Below are 15,386 nucleotides of genomic sequence, written 5' to 3' on the forward strand. Positions count from 1 at the left end.
CATGATACCCATTGGGGAATTGAAAGTTTTCACAGAGCCATTAAACAAGTATGTGGAATTTGTCGATTTATGGTGAGAGATAGCCAAGCAATCAAAACACACATATTTTGTTCACTTCAAGCATTTGCTCGTTTAGAAAAAATGCGCTCTGAAAACATAATTTCTAATTGGTATGAAGTGCAAAGAAACTTATTCACTTTAGTTGTGCGCGACTACATTGTGGACAATCTTACCAATGCTTGTGCTGCTTCATCAACATAGATTCATTTTTTTGTCAATGCGTAAGTCCTAATATTAATGAATGTTTCGCGCAAAGAGGCAAAGAAGCAAAGGCGCAAAGAAATTAATTAGTCTGCTTTCTAAATAATAATTTCCATCAAATCATGTTTTTAGTTTCCATCCCCGTTAGGGGAAGTGGTAATGGAAAGTTTGAACCAAGCTACGCTCAATCTTTTTCAGGCAAAAGAAATGTTTCCATCCCCGTTAGGGGAAGTGGTAATGGAAAGTTTATCTTATGCGATGGGCGCCCAGATGATGAAAAGTTTCCATCCCCGTTAGGGGAAATGGTAATGGAAAGCACCCTAACAAAGTCGGCTAATCCGCAGACAAGTGTTTCCATCCCCGTTAGGGGAAGTGGTAATGGAAAGTCTGGGTGTCATTAACGCCCCCACGGGCGGTACCGGGCTTGTTTCCATCCCCGTTAGGGGAAGTGGTAATGGAAAGGAAATATCGGAAAATTTGCCAATAACAGAGAGACAGAAGAAACAGTTTCCATCCCCGTTAGGGGAAGTGGTAATGGAAAGTCTCCAAAAACTACCCAGTGAGATCAGAAACAAGTGTTTCCATCCCCGTTAGGGGAAGTGGTAATGGAAAGGGGCGAACCTTAGCCTTTCTAACGTGTTCGACCCAAGTTTCCATCCCCGTTAGGGGAAGTGGTAATGGAAAGTCCACGTTCCCCTCAAGGAGGTGACGTGGATTTAAAATGTTTCCATCCCCGTTAGGGGAAGTGGTAATGGAAAGAGTTCACTTCTGGAAACCTTACTGAGCAAGGGTTTCAGATACCCCAATCGACACACCTCTAAAAAATTGAAAAAATTTCCTAGCCGGCGGCAGATTTTGGAGGCTGAAGTCTTTGCTGTGTAAGCAGGCGACACACCTCAACGAAATTATAGGGTTTTCAAGGTTCGGGCGAGGTGTGTCGAAAAATTTCAACACATTGTATTAATTGTATATAACACTGCGGCAATTGTCAAGAATTTATCCACAAGCCAGCCATCTATTTGTAACAAAGATTTTCGGCATGGGTGTTAAATCTTCAGTTTTGCTAAACCCAAATAACGAATACCTTCAGGAGAAATATCAAACCGACATGGGAGAACTTCTAAACCCAGTTTAATCGCTTCTCGCAACAACTGACCATATACGGGATCTGTTGTATCTCCAGGTGCAAACTCTACACAATCACCTCGATTAATAAAATACAGCATTACCGACCGACTTGCGGGTAAAACTTCCATTAATTCCCGTAAATGCTTTTGTCCTCTGGTGGTTTCTGTATCGGGAAATAAGGCTAAAGTTCCCTGACACCAAGTTGTATTTTTTACCTCTAAATAAATTGGGCGTTGTTCAGCACTACCCATCAAATAAAAATCTATCCGACTTTTGCGATCTTTTCCATAAACAACTTCACCCTTCACCTGTTCATATTCACCCAACTCTGGAAATAAACGTTTTTCTAAAGCTAATTTAATCACCCGATTCGGTAAAGCCGTATTTACACCCACCCAAGCTTTTTGATTATCATTAACTTGAATTAACTCTAATGTATAACCTAACTTACGGTTAGGATTATCGCTTTTAGAAACTTGTACAGCACTACCAATAGTAGAAACTCCCGTCATTGGTCCCGTATTCGGACAATGTGCTGTTACTACCTCTCCAGAGTCCAGTTGAACGTCAGCAAAAAACCGCTTGTAGCGTTTCAGTAAAATGCCAGGATAGAGTGTGGGGTAGTTATAGAGCCAATCAATCATTAGTCATAAATAAGTAGAGCATTGATTTAGAACAGATCCCCGACTTCTGAGATCAATTTATGGTTTGTGGACATAATAAACAAAAGAAGTCGGGGATTTTATTATACCATGAACAGATCCCCGACTTCTGAAATCAATTTATGGTTTGTGGACATAATAAACAAAAGAAGTCGGGGATCTTACCGAAAAAGTTTAATTTGCATCATAAATAAGTAACTTTTGTAGTCAAATTTACGATATTTTTTAGAGAAATTAAATATAATAGATATCACAGCTTACCATTTAGATAAATAGGGCTTGCTGATAGCGTAGCGTGGCGTAAGCCATATAAAGCTACAACTTATATATATCAAGAGTTTGAATGTGAAAAAGGTGAATTAGGTGCAAGGAATAAGGGTTGAAATTAGCAAAAATCTATCACTTGTATTCAAGACTATTCTTCTAATTCTTCCTCCTGACTCCTGACTCCTGACTCCTAGCCCATGACTTACGTCACGCTGCGCTATCACAGATAACTTTTTCAGCAAACCCTAAATATGGTAGCATTTACCAATGCAAGGAAAAATATCCTATGCAAAAAGTCTCACTCTATACAGAATTAGAATATGCTTTTCTGTTCACTCTGAGAAAAGTAAACTCGATTAATACAGCAGGTTTTCGACCATTTTTTGAGAATTTACCAATTGACCCCTACGTTAATGGTGAATATCGTTCCCGCAGATTATCCAGATTTAAAGTTTCTGGAGATAAATTGGTTAAATTGCCTCATGGATATCTATTACAAAGTGGAAAATATAATCCCTTATTAGGAAATATTAAAAGAGAGTTTGCAGAATTAGATGATGCACTCATAGAACTAGAGATTTTTAAGAATCTGATTTTCGCATTCTGTGATGCTTGTAAATTATATCCAGAGGCAGATATTGGTGTTCATCAAATTAGAATTAGCTGTTTACCAAATCATCTAGGACATCCTGCACCTGAAGGTATTCACCGGGATGGTAGTGATTTTATTGGCATCTTTTCTGTAGATAGAGATAATATTCAAGGTGGAGAAACTCATGTATACACTGCTAAAAAAGAAAAGCCGGTTTTTAACAAAATTCTCCAACCTGGGGAACTGTTTTTAGTCAATGATCGTGAATTTTTCCATTTTGCAACTCCCATAAAAACCCAAAATCCCGGCATGGGAAATATGGATGTCTTTGTAATTACTTCTCCTAGTTTAATTACTGATTAACTTGCGATCAATATTCAGATCCCCGACTTCTCAGAGAAGTCGGGGATCTTGTTAAATTGTTATATACTTAAAGTGACAAGTAATTGATTTTTGCCAATTACCAATTAGGAATATGAATGAAGAATTTTATAACCGGGGATTAGAAAAGGCTAAACAACAAGATTATGCTGGCGCGATAGGAGAATTTACCGCTGCTATTCAACAAAATCCTGGGTTTAGTCAAGCATATATTCAACGGGGTCTAGCATATTATGATTCAGGGGCAATTCTCCAAGCTGTTTATGATTATACTGAAGCTATAAAACTAGATGAATATAGTCGAGAAGCCTGTTATTTTCGGGCTTTAGCCAGATTAGCATTAAAAAATCTTCCTGGTGCCTTGGAGGATGTAGAAAGGGCAATTCGGCTGGATTCTGATGATGCTGCTGCTTATGATTTACGGGGGATTGTCCGCCGCAAACAAGGACATATTCAAGATGCTATTGTTAATTTTAAGAAAGCAGCCGAATTATATCTAGAACAAAAAGATAAGGAAAAATGTCAAAGTTGTTTGCAAAAAATCAAACAATTACAACCACCTCAAAAACCAGAACAACAAATAAATAAGTCTGTAGCTGTATCTATTACTTCCACTAATCAATATTTTCAGCAATTATTAACTAAGGCAGAACAGGGAGAAACTAGAGAAGCGATCGCTGATTTAAACTGGGTATTAAAAGCTGATCCTAATGATGCTCAAGCCTATTGCTGTCGCGGTGTAATTCAGTGTAAACTGGGTAATTATCGAGAAGCAATTACTGACTTTAATCAAGCGCTGAAACTAGATTTTCAAGATGCCATTGTTTATCGTAACCGAGGGAAAGCCCGTTGCCAAATTGGTGATTATCAGGGTGCATTATCGGATTTAAACCAAGCTTTAAAAATGCAGCCTGAAGATCCTTTAGTTTATGTTGCTAGAGGTAATATTTATCGAGAAATGGGTAATTGTTTGAATGCAATTCAAGATTATAATCAAGCATTGCAGATAAATCATGATTATGCTCCAGCTTACTATAATCGTGGTCTTGCCTATACATTGTTAGAAGAAATCCAAAAGGCTGTAGCCGATTATCAAAAAGCAGCGAGTATTTATTGTGAACAAGAAGACTGGGAAAATTATCAACAGGTATTAAATAAGTTACAAAAAATTCAAACATCCCAGCCTGTAATTAATCATCAGAAATATGAAGTTTTACGTCAGCGATTGTTGCGGTTAGTGGGGGGACAATGGGAAATTGCCAAACGCTTGATTCAACAACAAGAATATCATTGTCCGGGAATGTCCGATGATTGGTATTTACAAAGAGTCATTGATCAATTAGAGAGCGATCGCAATTAGAAGATATACTATTCAAATACCCAGCACTTTTAGCGATGTCTTTCCCCCAAGTATTGAGCGACAGATTTCCATTATCCACTACAAACCGCATACATTAGGCATCTGATGAAAAAGAATGTAGAGACGTTCCATGGAACGTCTCTACAAGAGTTCTGGAAAACGCATATTTAATTTCTGAAGATGTCTAAGTGGATTAACAACCGCACACTCCTGAAAATGTCATCCAAATAAGATAAGATTCTTATATAGAATAGAAAACAGACTTGATATACATTACTAACTAAGCGTAATTTCCCATGACCACTAACCGCCATTACCACATTATCACCTTCGGTTGCCAAATGAATAAGGCAGACTCTGAACGCATGGCTGGTATCTTAGAAGACATGGGCTTTGAATGGTCAGATGACCCAAACCAAGCAGATGTAATTCTTTACAATACCTGCACCATTCGGGATAATGCGGAACAAAAAGTATATTCTTATTTAGGTAGACAAGCCAAACGCAAGCAGGAACAACCTGATTTAACTTTGATTGTTGCTGGTTGTGTTGCCCAACAGGAAGGTGAAGCTTTGCTGCGGCGTGTGCCAGAATTGGATTTGGTAATGGGACCCCAACACGCTAACCGTCTCAAAGATTTGCTAGAGTCGGTTTTTGCTGGTAATCAAGTTGTCGCTACTGAAGAAGTGCATATTTTTGAAGATATCACCCAGCCGCGTCGGGATAGTCAGGTAACTGCTTGGGTAAATATTATTTATGGTTGTAACGAACGTTGTACTTATTGCGTTGTTCCCAATGTGCGCGGTGTGGAACAGTCTCGGACACCGGAAGCAGTGCGTGGGGAAATCGAACAGTTAGCAAAACAAGGATATAAGGAAATTACTCTCCTGGGTCAAAATATTGATGCTTACGGACGGGATTTACCTGGTTCTACCGCCGAAGGTCGTCACCTGCACACATTGACAGATTTACTTTATTATGTCCATGATGTACCGGGTATTGAACGTATAAGATTTGCTACCAGTCATCCGCGTTATTTTACGGAAAGATTAATTAAAGCTTGTGCAGAGTTGCCCAAAGTCTGCGAACATTTTCACATTCCTTTTCAGTCTGGGGATAATGAGCTTTTAAAAGCTATGTCACGGGGCTATACTCAGGAAAAATATCGCCGGATTATTAATACTATTAGAGGGTATATGCCGGATGCGTCAATTAGTGCTGATGCGATTGTGGGTTTTCCTGGTGAGACAGAAACACAGTTTGAAAATACTTTGCAATTGGTGGCAGATATCGGGTTTGATTTAGTGAATACTGCGGCTTATTCACCTCGTCCTGGCACACCTGCGGCTTTGTGGGATCATCAACTGAGTGAGGAAGTTAAAAGCGATCGCTTGCAAAGATTGAACCATTTAGTTAATATCAAAGCAGCAGAGCGATCGCAACGTTATTTTGGTCGAATTGAAGAAGTGTTAGTAGAAGCTCAAAATAACAAAGACACAAATCAAGTCATGGGAAGAACTGGGGGAAATCGGCTGACATTCTTTACTGGTGATATTAATCGCCTCAAAGGGCAAATAGTCAAGGTGAAAATTACCGAAGTTCGCGCTTTTAGTTTAACAGGAGAAGCAGTAGAAGTTCGTCAACCCGTTACAGTTTAACGTAAATTGATGTCCCTTCAAGCCAGGGAATAAATTCCCTGTCTCAAAGCTAAAGTCGGTTAAAACCGACTACTTTAGCATAAATAGGGCTTGCTGATAGCGTAGCGTGGCGCGTTAGCCATATAAACCGAAAACCTAGATATATTAAGAGTCTCTGGGTTAAAAAAGTGAATTAGGTGCAAGGAATAAGCATTGAAACCATTAAAAAGCTATCATTTTCTGGAATTTGATACTATTCTTATCTCCTTCTAATTCTTCCTCCTGACTCCTGACTCCTAGTCCTCACAGATAACTTTTTCAGCAAACCCTAAATAGGATAATTTGTGATTTTGAATTAACCAGAGTGCATTTCAACGCACTTTAGCTTTGAGACCGGAACTCAAGTTCCGGGCGGGAATGTTGCAGCCAAATAAATAACCTACTTGTACTGAGCTTGTTAAAGTATTTCTAGCCTCATTTGACACCAGTGAGTAGTGTTAAACTAGCTAAAAAGCTTTTACTCCTGACTCCTCTTGTGCTTGTAATGTGAGCTTTTCTTGATTGCGTCTGCGAATTTTGGCGTAAAGTTGAATACTCACAGCCATGAAAATCACCAAACCAAAAATTAACCAAGCGGTGAGGTCTGTGGGTAAGTTATTCTTGAATGTAGCCAACATCACAATTACCACTAATAACAGCGTCGGGGCTTCATTGAAAGCGCGTAATTGTTGACCAGTCCACTTACATTCACCTGCTGCTAACTGCTTCATTAATCTACCGCAGTAATAATGATAGCCAATTAAAATCCCTACAAAACCTAATTTGAAATGTAACCAAGGTTCTTGCAACAGTTCCATGTTTGTAGATAGGATTCCCATAGCCATTGCTACCGTTACACACATTCCTGGAGTGGTAATAATATCGTAAAGACGCTTTTCCATGATTTGATACTGATTCTTCAGTATCGTTCTTGCTGGTTCTGGTTCAAGGTTGGCTTCAACGTGGTAAATAAACAACCGCACTAGATAGAATAACCCCGCAAACCAAACCACAAAGCCAACAATGTGAAATGCTTTAAACCACGAATACGCCATGAATTGTAACCTACCTTTATCAATTTACAAATGATTGCATCTACTCTCATTATCAGGTTAAGGTGATTCAATTCTTAATTTATCAACTCAAAACTTTAATTAACTGGGGAACTAAAGCTTTTAAAGCATTACCACGATGACTAATTGATTTTTTTAAATCCGTCCTCATTTGGGCAAAAGTTAATTGTTTCTCTGGTACATAAAAAACCGGATCATAACCAAAACCACCATCTCCAGAAGGTGAAAACAAAATTTCACCGTGACAAATACCCTGAGATTGAATTACTATTTCTCCTTGAGGATTTGCAACTGCGATCGCACACACAAATTGAGCTTGACGATTTTCCTGATCACCTAATTCTCTTAATAACCTCTCAATCCGTTCTGTATCGCTGTTTCCATAACGAGCAGAATACACCCCTGGCGCACCATTGAGGATATCTACCTTTAAACCAGAGTCATCAGCGATCGCCCAATTACCCGTAACTTTAGCAATTTCTGAGGCTTTCAGACAAGCATTTTCCGCAAAGGTTTCTCCCGTTTCTTCCACATCTAAATCTTCCGGTTTTAAAGCTAATTCCCAACCAGAATCAGCTAAATAAGCTTGCATTTCCTGCAATTTTCCGGGGTTTCCTGTCGCTACTACGAGTAATTTATTCATTGGTTATTAGGCGGGGTTTCCCCGCCCTAATTTATATTAGTTTTACTACTGACGGGGTTTCTTCTTAGAAGCCTTTAATACAGGCAAAGGGTCAGCGGAAGACTGAGGAGGTAAATAATATTGTGCAACAGGTTCTTCTGGTAAAGTTGGACGTTGCTGCATTCGCCATAATTTAAAGACGAGGGCTATTCCGGCTGTTCCTAAACCAAAGGTGAAAAGTGACCAACTATCATCCAAACCACCAATTAGAGCATCTATTGTTCCCACTGTTATCAACGCACTAATGATAGGTTCTTTGCGGTAGGCTGACTTTAAAAAACGGGGTAATACGGCATTCATCACAGCTTACTTAGTTCCAATTAGAGTTTTTGTATAAATTTACTCAGGATATCCCAACTACAGTTTGTTTGTTTCATCAAAGGCAAATAATAGCATAAATGATTGTAATTTCCTTTGGCAAAAAAGAGAGTAGGGTAATTAACACCCACAGAAGTGATTGCTTCGAGGATCATCACAGTTATTTCTATTGTACTAGGACTGAGCCAGTCAGTTAATTTGGGGAGACGGACTGGGAGGACAAAAATCCACTAAAAACTAATGTAGAGACATTACATGGAACGTCTCTACACCCAATTCATACTTTATTAGACTATTGGTCTGTCAAGCTATCAGTAACCCCAAATTAGAAGTCTACTTTAAACCAAGCCATGCAAGTACACCTTGATTGGTAACGTATTCAATTACTATCATGAAAATAAAGCCAATCATTGCCGCTCTACCATTTAAACGTTCAGCATATTCATTGAAGCCAAACTTGGGGTCTTCTAATTTGGGGGTAATGGTTGGTTGTTGTTGTGTCATAATCAGTGATTCCTTTGTTGATAATTGGCAAACAAAAATTTACAGAGATTTTTCAAGTAAATTGCTGAAGATGGTCGTCGGTACTTAACAATTTTTAATTATTCTTTATCTATTGTAAGAAGACTGGTGAATTAGTCAAGGTGTGGCGTGAGGAGGAATAAAAATTTGGCATTTTGAATTACTGAATACGGAAATAATCAGCTAGGTACTGGCACGCTAAAGTGAAACAATCAAATAATAAGAGGCTATCAATGGAAATTGGTGTTCCCAAGGAAACTAAAGATCAAGAATTTCGAGTGGGTTTAAGTCCTTCCAGTGTTCGGGTATTACGGGAAAATGGTAATAATATTTTTGTAGAAAGTGACGCTGGTACTGGTGCGGGATTTACTGATGAAGATTACCGCGACGCTGGTGCAGAAATTGTCAATACTGCTGATGCTGCTTGGAATCGGGAGTTAGTTGTTAAGGTAAAAGAACCTTTGGTAAGTGAGTATCAATTTTTGCAAAAAGAGCAATTGTTATTTACTTATTTACATTTAGCGGCGAATCGCCAGTTAACAGAATATTTAATTGATTGTGGCACTTGTGCGATCGCTTATGAAACCGTAGAACAACCAGGAGCAAATAAACTCCCCTTACTCACCCCCATGAGTATTGTTGCTGGTCGGTTAGCCGTACAATTTGGCGCAAGATTCCTAGAACGTCAACAAGGAGGCAGAGGCGTACTTTTAGGCGGTATCCCCGGAGTCAAGGCTGGTAAAGTCGTAATTTTAGGTGGTGGAGTCGTCGGTACAGAAGCCGCTAAAATCGCCGTCGGTATGGGTGCAATGGTGCAAATCTTAGATGTCAACGTAGAACGTCTATCCTACCTAGAAACCCTCTTTGGCTCGAGAGTAGAACTACTTTACAGCAACTCCGCCCATATTGAAGCCGCCGTCAAAGATGCCGATTTACTCATTGGTGCAGTCTTAATTCCTGGTAAAAAAGCCCCCATTCTCGTATCTCGTGAACTAGTTAGACAAATGCGACCCGGTTCAGTGATTGTAGATGTCGCCGTTGATCAAGGTGGATGCGTTGAAACATTACATCCTACATCTCATACTAAACCAGTATACATTGATGAGGAAGTCGTGCATTATGGCGTTCCTAATATGCCAGGAGCAGTTCCTTGGACATCCACACAAGCCCTCAACAACTGCACCTTACCCTATACCGTCCAATTAGCAAATCTGGGACTAAAAGCTTTAGACATTAACCCAGCCCTAGGAAAAGGTTTAAACGTCCAAAATCATCGTCTTGTACATCCTGCTGTCCAAGAAATGTTTCCCGATTTAGTTGGGTAATTGGGAATTTTTATTCCTTCTTCCTTGTGATTCCTGACTGGGCGCAGACCCTGCGCCCCTACGGACTACTTCTGTACTAAGCTGTTACGCAGCTAAATTTGATAACCATAACTTACTTGAACTTTGTGGTGCGGGCATCTTGCCCGCTAGAATTATACAAACTAAATGCACAACAGCTTAGTAGTCTGTCAAATAAATTTTGACGGATAAAGAAGAAATTAGGATTTACGCATTGACAAGATTCCCCAAATATGTGAGGTAAATTTTATCCCTTGTAGGGTGCGTCAGACACGATATTTTGACAAAAAAACAGATTCCCTCTATCTGACGCACCCTACTCAATAAGTTATTCCCAAAGCCGAAAACGACGCAATTTCGTTCATTCATATCATGGTAAATTAGTGAGCGTGCGTAAGTCCTAGAAATGAACCACGAAGGACGCAAAGACCCCGAAAGGAAGAGGAAAAATTTATTTACCCGTCAATTAGTTCTTCTCTGCAAAACTTGCTGCTTAGATTGAGGCTGGAAAAAATAAGCAGCTAAAAACATTATATAAACAATACATCAATTTTTTTTGATTAATTTTTACATCTGATGGTAAATTAAATATTGACATATCAACTTTTTTTGAAATAATGAGTACATAGGACAAATAGTCTACTCACTAATTATACAGGTGAAATCAGTGAATAAAACAGCAAGCGAATTAGTCTTAACCTTCGGAATACTAGCATTGACAAGCAGTTTTACAAATATGCTTGGTCTTGCCCAAAATATTCAAAAACCAAATGCAGCGACAAAAGTTACTAACTCTGCCACTGACGCACTTATCAAAGTAGATGGTTCTAGTACCGTATATCCCATTACCCAGGCCATAGCCAAAGCATACCAAGCCAACCTGAAAAATAATAGTCAAATACAAGTAAATATTTCCGGTACTAGCGGTGGGTTTGAAAAATTTTGTACTCGTAAAATAGACATCAATAATGCTTCTCGGCCAATTAACCAGTCAGAAATGGCAGCTTGTAAGAAAAATGGCGTAAGTTACATGGAATTACCCGTAGCTTTTGATGCCCTAACCATTGCTGTTAACCCCCAAAACACTTGGGCAAAAGACATTACAGTAGCCGAATTGAAAAAAATCTGGGAACCTGCGGCTGAAGGAAAAATTACAAAATGGAATCAAGTCCGAGCTTCTTGGCCAGACCGCCCAATTAAATTATATGGTCCTGGTGGTAAGTCTGGAACTTATGATTATTTTACCGAAGCAATTGTCGGTAAAGCCAAAGCCAGTCGCAAAGATTACACAGCCAGTGAAAATGATGAAGTTTTAGTTACTGGTGTTAATAAAGACCCTAATGCTTTAGGGTACTTTGGTTATGCCTACTACCAAGAAAACAAAGATAAGTTAATAGTTTTAGCAGTTAATAGTGGTAAAGGTGCTGTTTTACCATCACCAGAAACAGTAGAAAAAGCCAAATATCAACCACTTTCTCGACCTCTATTCATATATGTCAATCTTCGGTCTAGTAAAAACAAGACTTTGGTGTATAACCTTACGGATTTCTACATTAAAAATGCGGCAAAAATAGTCAGTTCTGTTGGCTATGTTCCCTTATCAGAGGAAGCTTACAAACTTAATTCTATCCACTTGTATAAAGGCAAAGCCGGAACAGTATTTGGTGGTAAATCGGAGTTTAACCTAACTCTTGGGCAATTGTTACGCAAACAAAAGCAATTTTAGTAATTAATAAACAGGAAAGGAAATTAGGATTCTTAAGTTTTCTCCATTGATTCTTTGTATTTGGGTTTTTGAACGCTGATGATATTGATCATCTACATCTACAGCAGCATAAAGTAGTCCAGCGTCAGCAATTATAGCTCTCAAGGTGTATTAGGTGGCAATGATTGTGAATATATTTGTTCAGCGAGAATTTGATCATGATTTACTGAAGTATTCAAAAATCCACTTCCCTGAGTTGCGAGAGTAAAGTTGATTTTATTTGTCTGAATCAAGATATCCAGGATTTGAGGATGTACAGGATGTGGTTGGATGATTGTTTTTTGGAAGTTGGTTTTTTTAGGATGTTTTTGAATGGTTGTTTTTGAATAATTTAAACCATCTATAAATTACCATCCTGTCAATCCTTCAATCCCGGTTATCCTGATTTGTGACCATATTAATGGTGCGTTACGTCGCGTAGTTAATTTATGTGTACATTTTATAATCTTTTAGTTATCCTAACGCACCCTACAAGCTATTCATAAACTTGACTTCTATGGGCAATAAAAACAACTGTTACCAATTTTAAATCATCATTAACTTCATAAATAACTCTATAGTCACCTACTCGATAACGATAATAACCTGATAACTCACCTTTGAGAGTTTTATATTAGGATGATTACGAGGATTAACTTTTTAAACGATCAAAACATCTATCTAATTTCCGTTGTAAAATAGCAGAAGCAGATTCAAAAAACTCCCCTGCATCAATACTAATAACAACAGTATAATTAATATGGTTGCCAGATTATCATACCCTTGTAGATATGGTGAAGATTAATTTAATTATATCATACGCCTTATGTGAGTTAAGAGATTGGATGTTGTTCAAAAGTAAGAACATCAATACCAAAACGCTGACGCAGCAAAATCCGCAGAGTATGACTGGTCATTTTAGCGGCAACATGGACGCAGAGACCGTCAACCTTCTTTCTCAACAGACGTTCCAAATTACGTCCAGTATTTTGTACCTCATGAAATACACCTTCAATACGCTCTCGGAGGCTGTTTAATAAACCTTCAAAGGCTTTTGGTTGTTGTTGAAGTTGGTTAGCTCGTTTAGGAGTAAAAATTTGATTACCTGTAGTTTTGAAAATATCACTCTGCCATTGACCACCAATAAATCCTTTATCAGCCAAGATGCGACAGCCACGAACGCAGTCTAAAACAGATTCTGCCGCCAGACGTTCATCCGTACTAGCTGGCACTAAGGAGTAAACTAAAGGGATTCCAGTTAGGGTACTGATGAGTACCAGTTTATAGCCAAAGTAATTCATACTTCGACTGGCACACCGCCCATAATCAGCACTACCTGTGAAATCACTTCGATCTTGATCACGCTTGTAGCCTACAACTGGTAATGGTTTTGTATCTAACAATAAGGTGCGCTCAAAAATTGCTCCCAATTCCACAACCCAAAAACGTCTAAGTTCTTCGAGCATCCCCTCCAATCGTCTAGCTCGGCGGTTGAACTGACTCTGTACTAGCAGTTTCGGGAATAAACTCAAGTAGTTTGCTCGCACGAAACCCAAAAATTGTTGTTCTCCTGGGTAGGGGAAAAAATCCATTGCTACTAATAATGTTAGCATTTCACTATCCGTGAATCTTGGTAGTGGACCTGACAGTAACGGTACATAACGATAGCCTTGTTGCTGATACCAATCATCTACTAATACAAAAATCGTTGTCAACAGGCTCGAACCGTCTATCATATTCATGGGGATACCTCAAGCTTTGGTGTAGTTACCTTTATTTTGCGGTTTCCCCTTCTTTTTTACTACTCCAACTCACATAAGGCGTATCATGGTAATAATATCATGGCGTTGGTTATATTCCCGACTTCTTAAGAAATAGAAATTAAGCTACCCCATAACCAGTATAAGGACGTTTGTATGGTGGTTGTAAACCAAAAACAATATCCTCTTTTGGTACTCCCATATTGACTAATTCTTGAGCTAAATCTGTTTCTGTTGTATTTTGTTGAATCCAGATTTTGTTATTCTTAATGTCAAAATGAATGATGCTGTAATAAATTCTTTGGAATCCATTCCATCCTACATACATTAATTGATAATGATCATTATTTGTATCAAAAATTAATTCATTATCTATTTCATCATATTTTGGTTTGTATTTGCCATGTTCTTTGAGAATGGTTTGAATACATTGACGATAATGTTCTAAATTTGCCATTTGACAATTACCTCCGCTATTGGATCATATACTATAATTTTAATGTTATATTTTTCTACTGCTATTTTAGCAAGTCGAGTTTGAAAGAAGGAGATATAAGTATCATTGGGAACAGCTAAATATAATTCTCGTTCTGATTGAGTTTCTTCTAAAATAATTTGATAATTGAGAAATTGTCCTAATGCTGTATGAAAATCACTTACGGGAGAATTGCTTGCAAAACTCTTGATTTCTATAGCAATTTTTTCCTCTCCTTTGTCTGCTGCTATTAGTCTTTCTGCACCTAAATCAATTTTAAGTTTTGTTTCCTCAAGCTGAATTTCTAAAGGATCATGAGTAATTAACCATTGTTCTTTTAATAATGCGTTGACAACTGCTTGATGAAATAAATCTCTTGCTGACATAGTTATTTAGGATTTAATTTATTTGTATGATAGCGAAGTGTGGCGTTAGCCATATCAGGATGTCGAAGATTTGAGGATGTACAGGATGTTGTTGGATGATTTTTGTGGGGAGTTGGGGATTTTTTTGTCTGAATCAGGATGTCCAGGATTTGAGGATTTTCAGGATGTTGTTGGATGATTTTTGGTGGGAACTTGGGGATTTTTCAGGATGTTTTTGAATGATTGTTTTTGAATAATTTAAACCATCTATAAACTAATATCCTGAAAATCCTGTTAATCCTTTAATCCTGGATATCCTGATTCAGACAAATACAACTTTCATCACCAAACAAACCATCTATAAATTACCATCCTGTACATCCTTTAATCCTGGATATCCTGATTCAGACAAATACAACTTTCATCACCAAACAAACCATCTATAAATTACCATCCTGTACATCCTTTAATCCTGGATATTATCTCGACTTCGCTCGATAACCACCTGATTTGTGACAATTAACGCATTCCTAACACATTCTACGCACTCAAACTTACAACATCTATAAAACGTGCAACTGCAAGATTTTTGCGGTTGAGTTTAATTTGTTCAATTTTATGTAATGTTTCTGCTGTCATGTAACTTTCACCGCAATGAGGACAACTAATAATAGGTAGATTTTCAATTATTAGTAATTCTTCTCCTTTCCCATAAGTTCTGGTAATGTTGCGGATATGTACACCTTCGCTATTACAAATGTCGCATTTCATATTTCT

14 protein-coding genes, 2 pseudogenes and 1 CRISPR repeat array are annotated in these 15,386 nt (G+C 38.2%); of the genes and pseudogenes, 6 read left to right on the forward strand and 10 right to left on the reverse strand.

Features of this window, described 5'->3' with window-relative positions:
- A pseudogene (locus IQ226_RS00010) lies at positions 1–261 on the forward strand (IS701 family transposase); the annotation flags it as partial.
- Positions 262–392: 131 nt separating this feature from the next.
- Positions 393–1,020: a CRISPR direct-repeat array (repeat unit 36 nt; unit sequence GTTTCCATCCCCGTTAGGGGAAGTGGTAATGGAAAG).
- Between the two features lie 287 nt (positions 1,021–1,307).
- Here IQ226_RS00010 and sfsA read toward each other — a convergent pair.
- Positions 1,308–2,033, reverse strand: a complete 726-nt coding sequence (sfsA, locus tag IQ226_RS00015; protein ID WP_193890564.1) for a DNA/RNA nuclease SfsA — start codon at positions 2,031–2,033, stop codon at positions 1,308–1,310.
- A gap of 571 nt (positions 2,034–2,604) precedes the next feature.
- Here sfsA and IQ226_RS00020 point away from each other — a divergent pair.
- The 3 genes from IQ226_RS00020 to miaB all read left to right on the forward strand — a co-directional run bounded on the left by IQ226_RS00020 (position 2,605) and on the right by miaB (position 6,309).
- On the forward strand, positions 2,605–3,273 hold the full coding sequence (locus IQ226_RS00020) for a 2OG-Fe dioxygenase family protein (protein ID WP_193890568.1): 669 nt from the start codon (positions 2,605–2,607) through the stop codon (positions 3,271–3,273).
- A 112-nt stretch (positions 3,274–3,385) separates the two neighbouring features.
- A complete protein-coding gene (locus IQ226_RS00025) occupies positions 3,386–4,651 on the forward strand; it encodes a tetratricopeptide repeat protein (protein WP_193890571.1) in 1,266 nt (421 codons plus the stop codon).
- A gap of 296 nt (positions 4,652–4,947) precedes the next feature.
- On the forward strand, positions 4,948–6,309 hold the full coding sequence (miaB, locus tag IQ226_RS00030; protein ID WP_193890574.1) for a tRNA (N6-isopentenyl adenosine(37)-C2)-methylthiotransferase MiaB: 1,362 nt from the start codon (positions 4,948–4,950) through the stop codon (positions 6,307–6,309).
- Between the two features lie 485 nt (positions 6,310–6,794).
- Here miaB and hemJ read toward each other — a convergent pair whose 3' ends face one another.
- The 4 genes from hemJ to IQ226_RS00050 all read right to left on the reverse strand — a co-directional run bounded on the left by hemJ (position 6,795) and on the right by IQ226_RS00050 (position 8,904).
- Positions 6,795–7,382, reverse strand: coding sequence for a protoporphyrinogen oxidase HemJ (gene hemJ / locus IQ226_RS00035; protein ID WP_193890577.1), 588 nt, complete (start codon positions 7,380–7,382; stop codon positions 6,795–6,797).
- A gap of 82 nt (positions 7,383–7,464) precedes the next feature.
- Positions 7,465–8,043, reverse strand: a complete 579-nt coding sequence (gene rdgB / locus IQ226_RS00040) for an RdgB/HAM1 family non-canonical purine NTP pyrophosphatase (protein ID WP_193890580.1) — start codon at positions 8,041–8,043, stop codon at positions 7,465–7,467.
- 45 nt (positions 8,044–8,088) lie between these two features.
- Positions 8,089–8,382, reverse strand: a complete 294-nt coding sequence (locus IQ226_RS00045) for a hypothetical protein (RefSeq protein ID WP_193890583.1) — start codon at positions 8,380–8,382, stop codon at positions 8,089–8,091.
- Positions 8,383–8,733: 351 nt separating this feature from the next.
- Positions 8,734–8,904, reverse strand: a complete 171-nt coding sequence (locus IQ226_RS00050) for a chlorophyll a/b-binding protein (protein WP_193890586.1) — start codon at positions 8,902–8,904, stop codon at positions 8,734–8,736.
- Between the two features lie 251 nt (positions 8,905–9,155).
- On the opposite strand from IQ226_RS00050, the gene ald reads away from it, so the two are divergent.
- Both ald and IQ226_RS00060 read left to right on the forward strand, forming a co-directional pair.
- Positions 9,156–10,247 carry an alanine dehydrogenase gene (gene ald, locus IQ226_RS00055; RefSeq protein WP_193890589.1) on the forward strand — a complete coding sequence of 364 codons (1,092 nt, stop codon included), beginning with the start codon at positions 9,156–9,158 and terminating at the stop codon, positions 10,245–10,247.
- Positions 10,248–10,932: 685 nt separating this feature from the next.
- Positions 10,933–11,991 carry a PstS family phosphate ABC transporter substrate-binding protein gene (locus tag IQ226_RS00060; protein ID WP_193890592.1) on the forward strand — a complete coding sequence of 353 codons (1,059 nt, stop codon included), beginning with the start codon at positions 10,933–10,935 and terminating at the stop codon, positions 11,989–11,991.
- A gap of 514 nt (positions 11,992–12,505) precedes the next feature.
- On the opposite strand, the pseudogene IQ226_RS24810 reads toward IQ226_RS00060, so the two are convergent.
- From IQ226_RS24810 to IQ226_RS00085, 5 genes and pseudogenes are all read right to left on the reverse strand, one after another.
- Positions 12,506–12,625 (reverse strand): annotated as a pseudogene (locus IQ226_RS24810) (type II toxin-antitoxin system RelE/ParE family toxin); the annotation flags it as partial.
- Positions 12,626–12,842: 217 nt separating this feature from the next.
- Positions 12,843–13,751, reverse strand: coding sequence for an IS982 family transposase (locus IQ226_RS00070; RefSeq protein WP_228039158.1), 909 nt, complete (start codon positions 13,749–13,751; stop codon positions 12,843–12,845).
- A gap of 139 nt (positions 13,752–13,890) precedes the next feature.
- Complete coding sequence (locus IQ226_RS00075) at positions 13,891–14,226, reverse strand: XisI protein (RefSeq protein WP_137907043.1); 336 nt, start codon at positions 14,224–14,226, stop codon at positions 13,891–13,893.
- Positions 14,214–14,630: a XisH family protein gene (locus IQ226_RS00080; RefSeq protein WP_137907044.1), complete on the reverse strand. Its 417-nt coding sequence runs from the start codon at positions 14,628–14,630 to the stop codon at positions 14,214–14,216. The genes IQ226_RS00075 and IQ226_RS00080 overlap by 13 nt, the downstream gene beginning before the upstream one ends.
- A 519-nt stretch (positions 14,631–15,149) precedes the next feature.
- Positions 15,150–15,380, reverse strand: a complete 231-nt coding sequence (locus IQ226_RS00085; RefSeq protein ID WP_027403867.1) for a type II toxin-antitoxin system MqsA family antitoxin — start codon at positions 15,378–15,380, stop codon at positions 15,150–15,152.
- Positions 15,381–15,386: the final 6 nt, after the last annotated feature.

Origin of the sequence: Dolichospermum sp. LEGE 00240 (assembly GCF_015207875.1) — a bacterium.
Classification (GTDB): domain Bacteria; phylum Cyanobacteriota; class Cyanobacteriia; order Cyanobacteriales; family Nostocaceae; genus Dolichospermum; species Dolichospermum gracile.